The sequence below is a fragment of the Nocardiopsis sp. NPDC055824 genome, from assembly GCF_053616335.1.
This window is the reverse complement of the sequence record NZ_JBSHDN010000010.1, coordinates 32,981-48,151: the sequence shown is the minus strand read 5'-3', so window position 1 is coordinate 48,151 and position 15,171 is coordinate 32,981. Positions and strand designations below refer to the sequence as shown.

Sequence of the window (15,171 nt, the reverse complement as noted above, 5' to 3'; positions counted from 1 at the left end):
CGGCGGCGCCCCCTCGGGGGCCGAATGCCCGGCGCGGGCTCCGCGGGCGGGCGGCCGGGAGGAGACCGCCGTCGGTAGCATGACGCGCGTCACACGGCGTCCCGCGCGGCCGCCCCCCGCGGTCCGCGGGACGGAACACGGAGGAGACCCAGTGAAGACCCGCGCCACCACCCTCACCGCCCTCGCGGCCGTCGCACTCGCCACGGGATGCTCCGCCGCCGACACCGGCGGCGCCGGGAACGCCCCCGACGGGGAACAGGTCTCCGGTAGCCGGCTCGACGAGATCCTGGAGAGCGGCACGCTGCGCGTGTGCACCACCGGCGACTACCGGCCCTTCACCTACCTCGACCCCGCGACGGACGATTTCACCGGGATCGACGTCGACATGGCACGCGATCTCGCCGACGACATGGGCGTGGAGGTCGAGTGGGTCCGGACCAGCTGGGACGACCTGATGGGCGACTTCCTCAGCTCCTGCGACATCGCCGCGGGCGGCATCTCGATCAGCACAGAACGCGCCCGGCAGGTGTACTTCTCCGCGGCGCTCATGGAGGACGGCAAGACGCCCATCACCCTGTGCGAGAACGTCGACGACTACCGGACGATCGAGCAGATCAACCAGCCGGGCGTCCGCTCGATCATGCCCAGCGGGGGGACCAACGAGGTCTTCGCCGAGGAGCACTACCCCGAGGGGGAGCTCATCCGCCACGACAACAACACCGTCTTCGAGGAGATCATCGCGGGCAACGCCGACGTCATGACCACCGACGCGTCCGAGACGCTCTGGGCGGCCAACGAGCACGAGGAACTGTGCGCGGTCCACCCGGACGAGCCCTTCGACTACTTCGAGAAGGCCTTCATGCTGCCCCTCGGCGACGAGGTCCTGAAGCACTACGTCGACCAGTGGCTGAACATCGCCCTCAACGACGGCACCTGGGACGGGATCGTCGAACCGTGGTTCGGCGAGGACGTGGAGCTCTGACCCCGGCGGCCGGGGCAGCGCGCCCGCGCCCGGCCCCAGGGGCGCCGGAACGCCGGGTCCCACGCCCTCGGCCGCCCCTCCGGAGGCCCGGTCGTCCCGCCCCGGACCCTGTGCGGGAGCCCGGTAGCCTACCCCCGTGCCCTTCACCCTCAGCCACGTCGCGGCCGTGCTGCCCCTGGCCCGCACCCGGCTCCCCCCGGCCGCGCTGGTGGTCGGTTCGGTCGTGCCCGACCTGCCCTACTACCTGCCGCTGCCCCTTGCCGCGACGACCACGCACGCGCCCGCCGGGCTGTGGCTGGACGTCCTGCTCGGCGGCGCCGTGCTGGCGGTGTACACGTATGCCCTCCGGCCCCCTCTGCACGCCCTGGCGGGCCGGGGACCCGCGCCGGGGCCCGGCGGGACCGGAGCCGGGCGGCCGGTACACGCGGCGGCCCTCGCCGCGGCCGCCCTCGCCGTGGGCACGGCCACCCACATGGCCTGGGACTCCTTCACCCAGACCGGGGGCGCCCTCGTCCGGGCCTGGCCGGTGCTGAGCGCACAGGTCGTGGGTCCGCACCTGCTCTACAACGTGCTCATGTACGCGAGTTCCGCCCTGGGCCTGGCGGTCCTGGCGTGGTGGGCGTGGCGGAGGCGCGGTCGGGTCGGGAAGGGGGACGCCTCCCCCGGAGCGTGCGGCCCCGGCACGGAACGCACACGTGGCCTTCCCGCACCGCGGGTGCGCACTGCCGCGCTCGCCGCCGTCGCCGTGTGCGCGGTGGCGTGCGCCGCACTGAACGGCCTGTCCGAGCGGGCGGCGGTGAGCGGCTACGACCTGGTGCGCTGTCTGCTCGTCGGCGCGGTCACGGGCACCGCGCTCGGTCTCACCGCGTGGACGGCCGCGTGGTGGGGGCGGTTCGTCCCGGCGACACGGGCGGGAGGCCCCTGACACGGGAACCGCCCCTCGTGCGGAAGCCCGTTCGGGGGAGCCGCCGTGCCGGGGTCAGCCGCAGTTGGTGCCGGTGCGGACGCCCCAGCTCCCGGTCGCCTCCGCCGCACCGCCGTCGAACCAGACCGCGACGGGCAGCGAGTCCCGGTTGCCCGCCACGGCGGCGCCTCCGACGGCCGCCCCCGCGAGCAGGAACAGGGCCGCGGCGACGGCGAGCACGGACCACGCCCCGGAACGCCGTCCCCGGGAGGTCCTGCGGGAAACCGTGACCTCGCGCTCCTGCGGCATGTGCACACCGTGCCAGCCCGCGTGGAGCGTGGTGGCCACGGCGTCACCCGCCCCCTGCGGCCGGGTGACCGGGGTTCCGCCCAGGTTCGCCGCCGCCATCACCCCGGTCACGAGGGCCAGGGCTCCGGGCCTGCGCCCGGCGTCCTTGGACAGGGCCTGCCGGGCCAGGTCCGCGAGCGGCCCGGAGAAGCCCTCCATGTCGGGTTCCCCGCTCAGCACCCGGTGCGCGACGGCCGCCGGGTCGCCGCCGCCGAACGGGGGACGGCCGGTCGCCGCGTAGGCCACCAGGGCGCCCCAGGCGAAGATGTCGTCCGCGGTGCTGATCGGCTCGCCCCGGTAGTGGGCCGGGCTGATCCAGCCCGCCGACCCCAGCAGCGAACCGGTGCGGGTGAGCGCCGTCTGGTCCAGTGCCCGGGCGATGCCGAAGTCCAGGACCCTCGGGCCCTCGGGGGACAGGATGATGTTGGCGGGCTTGAGGTCGCGGTGCACCACCCCGGAGGCGTGGATCTGCGCGAGCGCCTCGGCGATGCCGACGGCCAGGGCGACCTGGGCAGCAGCGGGGCGAGTGCGAGCAGGAGCCAGAAGTCCGGCAGGCTGTCCCGCAAGAAGGGCAAGAGCGCATAAACGCCCGTCGGGCCTGAACGGCGCGGGCCCGGCGGGGAAACGCCCCGCCCAGGCCCGCGTACGCTCGCTTCCGGGTGAACAGGCCATGCACTAGGCTCACCCACGCACCACCGGGGCTCACAGGGCGCGTCCTCGCCCCGTCCCGCCCCCTCTCCCTGCTCCCGTCGGACGGGCCGGTGGTGTTCCGCCGTGCCCCCTCCCCAGGTCCCCATGACGCCGGGGCGGAGACCGGAGGTCACGGGCTCCACCAGGAGGGACGCCATGAGTAGGACCAGCCGCCGCGAACCACCGCCGCCGTTCCCGGGCATGCGCGACCTGACGACGCTGTACTGCGGCAGGAGCGCACTCCTCTACCGCGCCGAACGCGAGTCCGACCGTGCCCCGGTGGTGGTCAAGCTGCTGGGGCGGGGTCCCGGCACGGCCGGGCCCGACGAGGCCGGGCTCTGGGACCGGCTCACCCCCGTGCCCGGTGTCCAGCCGCTCCTGTCCTCGGGAGTCACCGGGGCGGGCCGTGCGTTCGCCGTGACGGAGTACCGCGGTGAGGGCGACTACGCCCGCGCCCTGGCCGAGGACGGGCCGCTCGCGGTGGACGAGGTCCTCACCGTCGGCCGGACCGTGGCGCGGGCTCTGGAGGGCATGCACGAGCTCGGCCTGCTCCACCACGCGGTGACCCCGGCCAACATCCTCCGCGGGGCGTCCGGGCCGACCCTGACGGACTTCGGCTCGACCCTGCCCCTGGACCACCCGTTCCCGCCCGTGTACTACACGCGGGCGACCCTGGACCACGCCCCTCCCGAGGAGGTCGCCGGTTCCCGCCCCACCCCCGCGTCGGACGTGTACCGGCTGGCCTCGACCCTCTGGACCCTCCTGGCCGGGCACGCCCCGTTCGCCGGTCCGGGGCAGGAGGAGGCCGGCCCGCGGGAGTACCGCTCCCGGCTGCTGTCGGGCACGCCGCCTGAGATGGACCGCGAGGACGTCCCGGACCGGCTGCGCGCCGCCCTCCTCCGGGCGCTGGCGACCGATCCCGGGCAGCGGACGCCGACAGCCGCCGACTTCGGAGAGGCTCTGGAGCCGGGGCCGACCGAGCAGGGCATCCCCGACGCGGACCTGGACCGGGCCGCCGCCGCTGCGGGGTCCGCGGACGACGGGCCCGAGGCGTCGGCGGTCGAGTCCGTCCCCCTCGCGGCGGCAGCGCTTCCCGCAGAGGCGGGCACCGGGGCGAGCGCGGACCCGGCCTCGGACGACGCCGGGGCGGAAGAGGTCGAACCGGAGACCGCGACCGGGACGACCGAACCGGAGTCCGGTGCGGAAGGGACGGCGAACGGGTCGGAGGTCTTCACCGAGGAGACCGTCGAACCCGACGAGGACACCGGCCACGGCCCGGACGACGACGGGTACACCGACGGCGCCTGGTACGACGACGATGACGAGGACGGCGCCTGGTACGAGGTCGACGACGTCCTGGGCGAACACGGGGACGGCGAGGCCCCGGACGGCGCCGGGGAACCGTCGTCGGCGGACAGCGGACCCGAGGCGGACGCACCCCTCGCGGCGGACAGCCCCTCCGGGACGCACGGGGCGGCCCCGGCCCCGGCGGCCGGATCGGGGGAGACCGGCGAGCCGGTTGCGGCGGCCGACCCGGGCGGCGGGCTCCCGGACGGTTCCGGGACGCACGAGGCGGCCCCGACCGTCCCCCCGGAACCGGTCGCGTCCTCCACGACCGGGCCCCCGTCCCAAACCTCCTCGCCACCGGTTCCCGACCGCGACGAGCCGTCCTCGGACGCGGGGACCGGGGGCCCGGCGTCCGTCCCCCTCGACTCGTCCGCCCTTTCCGCTCCCACCCCGGTCCTCGGCCCCGGACGCGTCGGGGAGGCCAGCGGGGACCCGCACCCGGGCAGCCGTCCGCCGTCGGCGGAGAGGACCGCCCCCTCTCCCTTCTCCTTCGAGGCCATCACACGCGGGGCGGAGCCGCTGACCAACCGGTCCGCGCCCCCGGAGCGGACGTGGAGCGCCCCGAGCGCTCCCCGGACCGCCGACGCCGGCTCCGCCTGGACCGACGAGCGGCACGCGCCCGCGAACGCCGCGGCGTGGGCCCCGCCCTCTCAGCCGGAGCGCCACCGCACGGCGGTGCTCCTCCCCGTCCTGATCGGCCTCGTCCTGGTCACGGTCGTGGCCGTCGGCGCGCTCCTGATCACCGGCCGGGACTCCGGCGCCCCCTCCGCGGAGACGCCTGCTCCGGCCGGGGGCGGAGGGGCCGCTCCGGAGGTTCCCGGGGGCGCCGCGGGAGGGGACGGGCCCGCGGAGGAGGCGGACCCGTCGGCCATCGCCCCGACGGGGGTGGGGGTCGCCGACGACCTCGTGGGCGTCTCGCTGTCCTGGACGGACAACACCGGCGGCTCCGCCCCGCACTTCGTGGTCGGCGGTCCTGTCGGGGCCCGCACCACGTCGATGGCGAACGTCCCGGCCGGGGCCTCCACCGTCGATGTCAGCGGCCTCAACCCCGAGGTCGAGTACTGCTTCCGGGTCGTCGCCGTCCGGTCCACGGACGTCATGGCCCCCTCGGAGGAGGTCTGCACCGACCGGGGCGCGGCGGGCGGCTGACCCCTCCCCGGGCCCTTCGGGGTGGGGACCGACGGCCCGCGCACGAGCCGTCCGCGCGGGCGCTTCTCACGTTCGGCCTGCGGGGCGGGGGTCTGCTGTCTTCGGCGACGCTTCTTCTCCAGGCGGGATCGGGCGGCGTCGGGGGCACTACGCTGCGGCCACCGCCTCGGTGACACGGGGCACGGCGGAGGCCTCGCGGTCGACGTGCTCCCACGCGGCCTCCCGCTCCGCCGGTCCGGCTCGCCGGGCGCGCCTCGCGTACCCGGCACCCAACGCGTCCGCCGTCTCCGCGAGCACGTAGTGCAGGACACCGTCCGGCACGGCCGCGTGGAGCTTGTGGGGACGTGCGGTCCGAGGAAGGTGACCACGTGGACCTCCGGGTGAGGGTGAGGAGGGATGCCGAGGGGCACCGACATCTCGGCGGTACGCCGACGCGGCTGGGCCGAAGGGGGCCCGACGCTGATGCGTCTTCTCCTCGCACCGCCAGAAGGACAACGGAAGACGAATACTTTGGTGCATTGATTCACCTTCATGCACTATTGACCGCACCCCTTCGCGTGAAGGACGGCGCGGCCCTCTCTGCCCCATGCCATCGAAGCAAAGCTGGGATTTCCGACACGCCATAGCGAACACGACTCGCGCACATCGCTGCCAGTGGCCGAGCGGAACACTTTCGCAACAACGGCTGCCACTGCGCGTGCGCGACCCATGACAACACGCCATGCCTCCATGCTCCACCCAAGTTCGCCCCCCGGCGCCACCCAATACCAGAACACAGAGACCAGGAAGGTGATTCGATCCCACCCAGCCCCTTGGAGTTATAAAAAAGTTACATTCGCCTTCTGTCCTTCTCTGCGGCGGGGGCCTAATCTGGTCCCCGACAACCACAGGCACAACATTTATTTGACCAAGAATGCGAGGACCCACGTGGGGGGCGGATGGTTTCTCGGGGCACTTCCCATCGCTTTACAGCTCATCGTCTGGTCGCATACCGTTTTTGGAGGAACCGCACTCACTCTCAGGTTCGCCATTACCTCGATGATCGACACGGCGACCACTCTCACCGACCGCGCCCTGCAAGACGTTCTGAAACCAAAGGATGCCGATAGGTTCTGGCCCGGAACAAAAACAAAAATAAAAGATATCGGCATCGTCCCCAAGAGCAAGCTGCATAAACTCGATATCGAGAAGGCCGAACTGGAGAACGGCCTCAAACCACTTCGGGGAGAGGCTGCAGAAATTAAGCTCCACGCCGATAATGCCAAGATTGAAGAATCACTCATCGAAACCACTTCCAAAAGATACACCAAAGCCCTCGGCGACATAGACAAGATCTCAAAGGGCTTGGGGTGGGAACCCATTGGCGGGAATAAGGAAACCACGACTCCACCCGCAACAAGGGCCCCCCGAAATCCGAATACAACGAGAGTGACTCGGGGAAATAGAAGATACCCCCTCCAAAGAGGAGGAAGAAGGCCCTGATCTCCCCCAAGGCACGAGAAGGGCACCCACACTTCTACAAGAAAAGACCTCATGGACTTCGGTGCGGAAATAATTATCCCTGCTGTCGCGATTTCAACCCTGGCAATTCAGGGCGCCATCCACTTCTTCGCCATGCGATTCGGAATCTATCTGCCAAGTCGAGATCGTCTTGAGAAGGAACCTGATTCCGACGAAGTTCTCCAGGCCCTCCTGCGTTGCAGGTCCCTCCTCCGAGAGAGGGAAGCAACCACTCGGCCCGAGCGCTCACACAATCCTGAAGGAGAATCTGAATCCATTCGACACGGACCATCGGAGGCCGAGAGGTCCAAGAAGTCGAAAACAGTTGAATCCAAGGCTGCAATAGCTGATTTCGCGACCATGACGCCCCCCGCGAAGAGGGAATACAGAGAAACCGCAGTCTGGCCATTTCTCATTCTCGCCATCACCGTTTCCGCCGCCCTCGGATTGTAGTAAGGATGCAACCCATGGTTTTGATCCTGGTCACCACCCTCCTGACCGTGGCGATTTCCCTACTCATTTGGGCTATTTCAGTCCAAGTGATAAACGCCCGCAGGAGGGCAGAGGTCAAGGAAAGAGATAATCTCCTCACGGCCAAGATGAGCCCCCTGAGGGCGGCCACGCTCCGGACTGACATAGCGGAACTCAAGAATGAGCCTCACGTACTGGCCTCCACCAACAAGAAAAACATCGCCGACCAGTTCCTCTCAAGCCAAAAAGGGAAATTGCATGCAAATGAAATCAAGCGAACACAAAGCACTTTGGATCCCGAGATCCAACGCTACGAGAAAGCCGGGATCATCTCCACAAATTTCATCATAAACACGAGCTTGGACTCCACGGAGGAGCAGCGAGCGGCCGCCAGTAGGTGGATCGCCGAAAAAACACGTCTGAGCAATTCCGGAGAAAGCACCCTCCCGGCCGACAATGAACTCAGGAAACTTGCCGAGGCCGGAATCGTCATCAAGCAGCACAGCGAGGGGCCGAACGCAGACCTGGTCGGCGCAAATAAACCAATCCTCGCGATATTCATCGCCACAGTAAACGATATGAACACCTTCGTCTCAGCCATGCTGAAAAAAGCACTGACAGATCGACCAAAACAATTGGAAGATATCGCCGAGAAGCACGGCATCACGCTTCCTTTCCAGCTGGCCCCGAACCAAAATACCCCCGAAGCGACCAAGAAGGAGGGCAAAATTACGGCCCTTGCGGTCGATCCTCAGCAAGCACTCCCGTCATCCGTTCCCTCTTATCTGGCTCCCGCCATAGGGGTCTCCGAGGCCGTGCAATCCCGATCGGCTCAGGAATCGGAGAGGCCCGCCCGGGGTCGACCGGCTTCCCCTGCCAAGACCAGGCCGACCAACGGCCAGACCTGAAGTCCCAGACAGGAACGGACCACCATGGTTCTCATTCTCTGCTTCCTCGCCGGTGCGTTCGTCTTCACCACCTCGTTCCGCAGAGTCGTGGAGTACAGACTGGACGCCCCTTATATCGTGGCCCGCCTCTCAGAGGATCGCGAGCGCACTCGCGTCGCGTTGGTCGGTCTCCGTCGGATGGACGCCCTGCTGGACGAGTGGAACGCTCCTGGGACGGGCCGGAACGACGCCACCGCGGCTCCAGAACGGCCGACGGCCGAGGAAAGGGTGAATCGGATCGAGGCGGAACTCTCCGACAGCCTCGCGGAGGCGGAACGGGCCGCCGACACCGTCCTGGCCACTCTGCCCCTTCGGGAACGTGTGAGGCCGTTCGTGCTGGTGGCGGACGTCTTGTTCCTCGTCATCGGGGCGGTACTGATGGTCGTCAGCCCGATCCTCGGTATCTCCACGATCCTCTGACCGGCCAGGCTGCGACCGGGCCCCGCCTCGCGGTGCTCGATCAGGGCCGGGTCGGGGGCAGAGGCCGCAGCCGGAGCCCCTGGTCCAGAATCTGCCCCAACAGGACCTCACACCCCGCAGCCCTCTCGCCCGGAGCGGCGGAGGAAGTCGGCACCGGACCGTCAGAGCAGCACCGCGACGGCCCCGCCCACGGCCACCCCCGCAAGGAGCACGGCGGCTCCCGCGCACGCGACATCCAGCCGCAGCGCCGAGGCCCGCGCCCGGTCCGAGCGCTCCCGACGGCCGGTGAACGCGGCACTCACCATCTCGACCCGCCGCGCCTCCTCTGCGTCCAGGTGCGCGAGGTCGCGGTCCAGGGCCGCGACGACCGCCACAGGGTCGGGGAGGTCGCCGTCCGCTGCCGTCCGTGCGCCGCCCGGGACGGGCGCTCCCGGACGGGCACCACCGCGTACGCCGCCCCAGGCAGCTTCCACCAGGGAGTACCGGCGCTCCAGCACTCCCCGCCGGAGTGCGAGAACCTCCTCCTGCTCCTCCGTGCCGAGCAGAGCCGCCGAGCGGTCGAACCGGTGGCCCAGCAACCGTCGGACCGACTCCCCGCCGACCCACGCGCACACCGCCACCACGGCGACAGCGACCATCAGGACGACCCCGTCACCCGCTTCCAGCGAGCCCATGACCGTTCCCTTCCTCTCGTCGCACCGCTTCCCGCCGGGCGTCGGCCCCACGGTCCCCTGCCGCGCCGGTGCGGCGCTGCAGGCCCTTGCGCCCCCGCACCGCCTCGGCCATGCTCCTCGGGCTGTCGGTGAGCAAGTTCCGACCGGACACCGCTCCCCGGGTGCGCTCGCGGATCCACGTCTCGTCGACGCGTCCGGCACGGTCCAGGCCCTCCCGGAGAGCCGTGGCCCGTTCCTCCGTGAACGCCGGGGCACGCAGGGGGCCGCTGATCCCGTCCTCGTGCCCGTTGACCCGGTACCACTCCAGTTCCTGGAGGTGACGCCCCACGACCGCGGCCTCCGCCCGCGCCGCGGCGGGAGAGCGGGAGGCGTCCACCACCGGGCCCGCGGCGGTGTCGCGGAGCAGACCGGTCTCCCGGAGGGCGCGGAGGAGTTCTCCCTCCCGGTCCAAGGCGGTGTTGAAGGACTGCGCCGCGCGCCGGGCCCTCTCCTCCGCCGCCGACTGCCGCGCCCGGAGGTCGTCCGCGGTCCGGTGCAGCGTCCCCGCCCTCCGAGCGCTCTCGACCTCGACACGAAGCCGGGGCAGCAGGGTCTCGGCCTCGCGCAGCCTCCGGTTGGCGGCGGCCCGGATACGCTCCGCCTCCGCCTCGACGTGCGCGACTCTTGCCTGTCCGCCCCGACGTGCCTTCTCCAGGCTCCTGCGGAACACGACGGCAGCGGTCGTGAGGACGGACCCGAGGACCGTCCCCGCCGCGATCAGCCACTCCACGGGCCGCTCCCCCCGGAATCCACACCTGCCGTCCCGGCCTCCCGGCTCTCCGCGAGGGGGGAGAGCGCGCTCCGGAGCCGTTGCTCGGCGGAGTCGGGTTCACGCCGACGGTCATCCTCGGCCTCGGCCGTACCGCCCCCCGGTGGCTCCGTGTCCGCGCCCGACAACGCCGCTGCGGTGTCGGACAATAAGTCGCGCCAGGCCCAGAGGTGCCCTTCGAACGCACCGAACTCCGCCGCACGTTCCAGCGAACGCCCGGCATCGGCCGTCAGCGCCTCCTCGGCAGTCCCTCCCGGCGAGTGCACGCCGCGATCCGGGTGCCGTCCGTTCAGGAACAGGCGCGCGGCGGCCAGGAGCGCGGCCGCGACGGCGAGTACCGCGGCGGCGGTCACACGCCCGCCCCCCGGCCCGCCGTCTTCGGGGGAGCGAGGCGCTGCCCACCCCGGAACGGCCTCGCCGCTCCGCGGCGCACGCTCCGCAGGGCCCCGCGCACACCCCCGGGCCGGTCGAGCAGCACGAGCCGCCCGACGGCCCGCTCGGCATCGCCCAGTTTCTCGTAGTGCGCCTGGACCCTCTTCTCACGGGTGGCGGCCTCGTTCTCGGAACGGCTGACCCCCTGCGCGGCCGCGTCGAGCTCCTTGCTCACGGGGATGTCCGCGGAGCGGTAGGCGTCCAGAGCCGCCTGGAGGGCCGTCGCCTCGACCACACGGGGGTCCTGGGAAACCGCTAGGTCGTAGCGCTTGGCCTCCGCGAGCTGTTGATCCGCCTCGCCCCTCCCCTCCCAGCGGGCGCCGAGCGCTACCGAGGCGATGAGCAGGCCGGTCGCGCCGATGAAGGCGCTGCCGATCGTCAAAGCCGCTTGCAAGGGGTCCACCAGCACGCCTCCCGGTCCCGCCCCGCCGGTCCGTCGGGACAGGACCTGTCTACCGGCGCGGCCGGACGGGCCCGGCCTGTGCGGACGTCCGGGCGGTGACGCCGGGGTGAACTCTCCCCCGGACAGGAGGGAGGGGGCTCGCCGCAGGTGTGGGCGGGTCCCCCCGTTCCGTCACCGTGTTCGGGCGGCGGTCACCACTCGTCCTCGAACCAGCCCTCGGGGGACGGGTCGGCGGGGAGGGGGCGCGGGTCCTGGTGGCGGCGCGAGGTGCACTCTCGGAACGGCCCGTTGTCCCCGAGGATGATGCTCATCTGGAAGTCGAGGTGGTCCCGGTACCAGACCGCCATCCCGGTGCCGGCCTCCCACCGCAGGACCTCCCACGCGTGCCACAGCGCCTGGAAGCGCGACACCGCCTCGGCGTGCCGCCACCACTCCTTGCACCAGCGGAACTGTCCGCCCTCGGGGCGGACGTAGACCGGCAGGAAGCGCAGCCGCACGAACTCCTCGACGTTCTTGAACACGGGTTCCGGCGCGGGCTCGCCGTCGTCCTCCGCTCCGTCGTCCACCCCGGCGACGGCCGAGGTGACGTTCGGGGCCTCGCTGGTGAGGCCCCCGCCGACAGGCGCGGCATCCCGGGACTCCTCCTCCAGGAGGTCCGCTGCGTGGTCGTGGGGTTCGGTGCTCATCGTCGGGGCCCTCTTCGCGTTCGTGGTGGTGTCGGCGCCGTAGTGCCGTCGGGGTCAGGAGAGCGGGCGGGCCGCTCCGCCGGTCACCTGGCCGTGGTGGTCCGGGTGTGCGTGGTGGTGACGGAGTGGCGCCTGCGCTGTCCCTCGTGCACGGCGGTCAGCCTCCCCGCCGCGCGTTTCTGCTGGGCCCGGTTCGTGGGAAGGCTCGGTGAGTCGCCGGCCGCGGCGCGGGCCGCCTCGCCCCGCCTGTAGAGGACGCCCTGCGCGCGGGTTCGCGCGACACGGTCGCGCTTGTCCCGGCTCTCGCGCCGCTCGGCCACCCGGGCCTCCGGGTGGCGGGCCCCGTGACTCCCGGCCCCGCGACCGCTGGCTCGGGCCTCGCCCTCCCCGTTCTGGGCCCCGAGGGCACGCGCCTCGTCGGGGCGCAGGACGGCACTCCCGTTCTCACGCTGGGCCCGTCCCAGCTGGGCGCTGGTCACGGGGAGGCGGGAGTCTCCGAGGACCAGGTGCGGCCCCAGTGGCTCCGCGGCGTCGTGCGCCCGCAGGCCCCCCTTGGCCGCGTTGCCCGCGGCGACGGTCTCGGCCCGGTCGGGAAGGCTGTTCGTCGGATACCCGCGCGCCTGGTCCAGGGTGTCGAGCAGAGCGTCCCCCTGGGGGAAGGTGTTCACCGCGCCCGCGGACTCGCGTGCCCGCGCCACCTCCAGGTTCTTCCTGAGGTTCTCGCCCACCCCGGGCAGGTTCTTGTTGGCGGCCAGGTTGGCGTACATGTCACCCATGGCGGACTCCGGCAGCGCGCCGTTCAGTACGGCGACGGACACCGACTCTGCGTCGTCCCGGAGCTTGTTCAGGTCGGCACGGTTGTCCTTGAACCAGGGGACGGCCTTCGCCCAGTACTGCTCCATCGACTCCAGCGGACGGCCGTCGGCCTGCGGTGACGCTCCCGCCATGACGGAGTTGGCGTCGGCTCGGGAGCCCTGCTCGTGCCGATCCACGGAGTCCGCGAGCTGGGGATGCTCCTGGGCCAGCTTCTCGCGGAACCTGTTCTCGACCTCCCTCGCCCCGGGCTCGTTGGAGTTGGCGGCGCTCAGCTGGTGCAGCGCCAGCTCACGGGGGTTCATCCGGTCCAGGTCCAGGGTCTCGTCGAGCCCGCGCCGCCACAGGTGCTCCGGGGGCGTGTCGGGATCGGGCCCCTGGTCCTGCATGCTGACGCGCGCGGCCTGCTCGATCCGCCCGGAGTGGTAGTCGGCGCGCAGCATCTCGTCCACGTCCTGGGGGCGCGTGTTCGCCTGGACCTCGCGGACCCTCTGGACGTCGACGCCCAGGACGTCCGCGACCAGGCGGGCGTCGGCCTGGCGGAGGAGGCCGAGGCCGCCCATCGCGACCTCGGGCAGGTACCCGACGTGCTCCTCCGCGAAGAACTGCTCACCCCTGCTCTGGCTGCTGCGCTTGCGCAGGAAGTGGAACACGCTGCCCCTGGCGAGCGCCCCCGCGTTGCTGATCCCGCCGGGGCCGACGGAGGAGCTGATCGCCGCGAGGAACAGGGCCTCGGCGATGTCCTTGTCCCCGCCTCCGCCGGACTCCGGGCCCGAGGGCGTGAGGAGTTCGGTGAGCCGCGCGCGGTTGCGGCGCAGCTCGTCGGCCTTCTTTCCGCTGATCTGGCCCTTGGGCCGCTGGGGGCTCATACGGTCCTCCTGTCGGGTGGGGTCACGGGGTCGCTGTGCCCTTCCGGCCGGCCGTGCGGCCGCTCTGGACGTGGTGGGGCGCGGGGGCGGTGGCCGGGCGGGCACGCCTGGCGCCCACGTTCCCGATCCTGCGGGAGCGCAGAGAGGGCCTGGTGTTCTGCGTCGGCCCGGAGGAGGAGGGGAGACGCCCCACGCGGGTGCTCTGGGCCGGTTTCATCCGGGAGGACCGCAGATCCGGGCTCGCGGGGTCCGCCGCCTTCATCTCCCTCTCGAACTGCTTCCGCTGGCCGGACGCCTTCGCGGCGTCCCAACGCAGGATCTCCTTCGCGTCCTTCTTCGGCACCTTCCGGTCCTTGGCCAGGCTCTGGAGGTCCTTCACACGGTCGGCGATCCCGTTGGTGTACGCGTCGTGGGCCGTTGTCGCGGCGTCGACGGCGCGGTCTCTGCGGTCCACGGCCGCTCGCACCTGCCCGTCCCGTTGCTGTTCGGCCGCGTGCGTCAGGACGGTGCTGTGCCGCGATGCGGCGAGGACCCGCACGACGCCGGCCTGCACCGCCGCCCGCACGTCCGCGTCCCCCCGGCTCATCGCCTCGGCGACGGCCTTCCTGCCCAGGATCCTCGCCCGTTCCACCTTCTGGGAGTTCCGATCCTTGGCCTTCTGCACGAGCGCCTCACCCTGGGCACTCGCGTCCCTGACAGCGACGGAACCCTTGCCGGCGGCGTCCGCGACCAGCTTGTCGCGCTGAGACTCCGCCCTGCGGATGTTCGCGGAGCCGGTTCGCCGGACCTGCGCCTTCAGACGTTCGGTGCGCTGCCGGGCGTTCGTGATCCGAGCGTTCCGCCTCTCCTGCGCCGCCGCCACGTCCTCCTTGGCCCGGGTCATCGCCTGATGCACCATGAGGGTCCCCGTCTGCTTCGCGGATCGCACCATGCCCTCGCCTCGGGCCCGTGCTCGGGCCACGTGCGCGTCGGCTCGGTGGACGACCTGCCTGAGACGTTCGTCCGCCCTGGCCTGGGCCTTCTTGGCCTGCCGGAGACGGGACCTGGTCCGCATCCGGGTGGGGATGAGCCCGTTGCGGATGCGCCAGCGGACGAAGCGGAAGGCGAGCCGTGCGAGCGGGCGGACGACGAGCATCATGGCCAGGCCTGTGACGGCCCGGAAGAGGGCCTGGGCAATCCGCACGAGGTAGTCCAGCACCCATGCGTTGAACCTGGTGATGGAGGAGAGCGCGGCCCCGGTCTCCGACGCCACGTCTCCGGCCCCGCCGGCGCTCTGGGGCGCGTCCGGGGCCGCGAAGGCCTTGTTCCGGTCGTGGGTCGTGGGCTGCTTGGCGGCGGGCTCGTTCCCCACCTGGGGAGGGGGCGGTTCAGCGGTGGCTGTCGGGGAGGCCATGGTCCCGCTCCTTGCCGGTCGGTGCTGCTGGGTCGAAGGTTCCGGTGCGCGCGGCGGAGGGCGTGTGCTCAGGCACCCGTTCCCCTCCCGCGCCGTCCCGCCGGACCCCGCCGTCGTGCCGCGGGCTGGACGGTGGTTTTGCCGGTGGCGGCCCCGGGCGCCCTCCCGGGCCGGTCGTGCAACGCGGGGCGGGGGTCCGGCACGGGACCGGTCACCGCGCGCGCTCCCGGCACGTCCACCGCACGGGGCACGAAGGGGTCCCCCGTTCTCTGGCCGGGATCCAGGTGCACACGGCTCTTCAGGGCGCTCATCCGAGCTTCGTACTTGCGCCAGGC

Annotated in this window: 17 protein-coding genes; 8 read left to right on the top strand and 9 right to left on the bottom strand. The window is 71.6% G+C overall.

Annotated features, from left to right (window positions below; translation table 11 throughout):
- Positions 1 to 151 precede the first annotated feature (151 nt).
- Both ACWGL3_RS04745 and ACWGL3_RS04740 read left to right on the top strand, forming a co-directional pair.
- Positions 152 to 982 (top strand): transporter substrate-binding domain-containing protein, encoded by an 831-nt coding sequence (locus ACWGL3_RS04745; protein ID WP_267947709.1) that lies wholly within the window; start codon positions 152 to 154, stop codon positions 980 to 982.
- Between the two features lie 136 nt (positions 983 to 1,118).
- Positions 1,119 to 1,907, top strand: a complete 789-nt coding sequence (locus ACWGL3_RS04740; protein WP_267947708.1) for a DUF4184 family protein — start codon at positions 1,119 to 1,121, stop codon at positions 1,905 to 1,907.
- 54 nt (positions 1,908 to 1,961) lie between these two features.
- On the opposite strand, the gene ACWGL3_RS04735 is transcribed toward ACWGL3_RS04740, so the two are convergent.
- Complete coding sequence (locus ACWGL3_RS04735) at positions 1,962 to 2,702, bottom strand: protein kinase domain-containing protein (RefSeq protein WP_452460906.1); 741 nt, start codon at positions 2,700 to 2,702, stop codon at positions 1,962 to 1,964.
- Here ACWGL3_RS04735 and ACWGL3_RS04730 point away from each other — a divergent pair.
- Both ACWGL3_RS04730 and ACWGL3_RS04725 read left to right on the top strand, forming a co-directional pair.
- Entirely contained in the window at positions 2,679 to 2,819 is a 141-nt protein-coding gene (locus ACWGL3_RS04730) for a hypothetical protein (protein ID WP_452460907.1), read from the top strand. The genes ACWGL3_RS04735 and ACWGL3_RS04730 overlap by 24 nt on opposite strands.
- Positions 2,820 to 3,080: 261 nt before the next feature.
- The gene (locus ACWGL3_RS04725) at positions 3,081 to 5,420 is read left to right on the top strand and encodes a protein kinase domain-containing protein (protein WP_452460902.1); all 2,340 of its coding nucleotides are present in this window, start codon (positions 3,081 to 3,083) and stop codon (positions 5,418 to 5,420) included.
- Between the two features lie 147 nt (positions 5,421 to 5,567).
- Here ACWGL3_RS04725 and ACWGL3_RS04720 read toward each other — a convergent pair whose 3' ends face one another.
- Positions 5,568 to 5,741 carry a hypothetical protein gene (locus tag ACWGL3_RS04720; protein ID WP_267947705.1) on the bottom strand — a complete coding sequence of 58 codons (174 nt, stop codon included), beginning with the start codon at positions 5,739 to 5,741 and terminating at the stop codon, positions 5,568 to 5,570.
- Between the two features lie 582 nt (positions 5,742 to 6,323).
- On the opposite strand from ACWGL3_RS04720, the gene ACWGL3_RS04715 reads away from it, so the two are divergent.
- The 4 genes from ACWGL3_RS04715 to ACWGL3_RS04700 are packed head-to-tail and all read left to right on the top strand — an operon-like array spanning position 6,324 to position 8,758.
- Positions 6,324 to 6,902 (top strand): hypothetical protein, encoded by a 579-nt coding sequence (locus tag ACWGL3_RS04715; protein WP_267947704.1) that lies wholly within the window; start codon positions 6,324 to 6,326, stop codon positions 6,900 to 6,902.
- Positions 6,903 to 6,953: 51 nt separating this feature from the next.
- On the top strand, positions 6,954 to 7,373 hold the full coding sequence (locus tag ACWGL3_RS04710) for a hypothetical protein (protein ID WP_267947703.1): 420 nt from the start codon (positions 6,954 to 6,956) through the stop codon (positions 7,371 to 7,373).
- A 14-nt stretch (positions 7,374 to 7,387) separates the two neighbouring features.
- On the top strand, positions 7,388 to 8,299 hold the full coding sequence (locus tag ACWGL3_RS04705; protein WP_267947702.1) for a hypothetical protein: 912 nt from the start codon (positions 7,388 to 7,390) through the stop codon (positions 8,297 to 8,299).
- A gap of 24 nt (positions 8,300 to 8,323) precedes the next feature.
- Positions 8,324 to 8,758: a hypothetical protein gene (locus ACWGL3_RS04700; protein WP_267947701.1), complete on the top strand. Its 435-nt coding sequence runs from the start codon at positions 8,324 to 8,326 to the stop codon at positions 8,756 to 8,758.
- Positions 8,759 to 8,919: 161 nt separating this feature from the next.
- Here ACWGL3_RS04700 and ACWGL3_RS04695 read toward each other — a convergent pair whose 3' ends face one another.
- The 7 genes from ACWGL3_RS04695 to ACWGL3_RS04665 all read right to left on the bottom strand — a co-directional run bounded on the left by ACWGL3_RS04695 (position 8,920) and on the right by ACWGL3_RS04665 (position 14,836).
- Positions 8,920 to 9,432: a hypothetical protein gene (locus tag ACWGL3_RS04695; RefSeq protein ID WP_267947700.1), complete on the bottom strand. Its 513-nt coding sequence runs from the start codon at positions 9,430 to 9,432 to the stop codon at positions 8,920 to 8,922.
- Complete coding sequence (locus tag ACWGL3_RS04690) at positions 9,410 to 10,201, bottom strand: hypothetical protein (RefSeq protein WP_267947699.1); 792 nt, start codon at positions 10,199 to 10,201, stop codon at positions 9,410 to 9,412. Before ACWGL3_RS04690 ends, ACWGL3_RS04695 begins: the two co-directional genes overlap by 23 nt.
- Positions 10,189 to 10,593 carry a hypothetical protein gene (locus ACWGL3_RS04685; protein ID WP_267947698.1) on the bottom strand — a complete coding sequence of 135 codons (405 nt, stop codon included), beginning with the start codon at positions 10,591 to 10,593 and terminating at the stop codon, positions 10,189 to 10,191. Before ACWGL3_RS04685 ends, ACWGL3_RS04690 begins: the two co-directional genes overlap by 13 nt.
- Entirely contained in the window at positions 10,590 to 11,075 is a 486-nt protein-coding gene (locus ACWGL3_RS04680; protein ID WP_452460901.1) for a hypothetical protein, read from the bottom strand. The genes ACWGL3_RS04685 and ACWGL3_RS04680 overlap by 4 nt, the downstream gene beginning before the upstream one ends.
- A 191-nt stretch (positions 11,076 to 11,266) precedes the next feature.
- Positions 11,267 to 11,761: a DUF4913 domain-containing protein gene (locus ACWGL3_RS04675; RefSeq protein ID WP_267947696.1), complete on the bottom strand. Its 495-nt coding sequence runs from the start codon at positions 11,759 to 11,761 to the stop codon at positions 11,267 to 11,269.
- 83 nt (positions 11,762 to 11,844) lie between these two features.
- A complete protein-coding gene (locus tag ACWGL3_RS04670) occupies positions 11,845 to 13,443 on the bottom strand; it encodes a hypothetical protein (protein WP_452460900.1) in 1,599 nt (532 codons plus the stop codon).
- Positions 13,444 to 13,465: 22 nt separating this feature from the next.
- Entirely contained in the window at positions 13,466 to 14,836 is a 1,371-nt protein-coding gene (locus ACWGL3_RS04665) for a hypothetical protein (RefSeq protein WP_452460899.1), read from the bottom strand.
- Positions 14,837 to 15,171 lie beyond the last annotated feature (335 nt).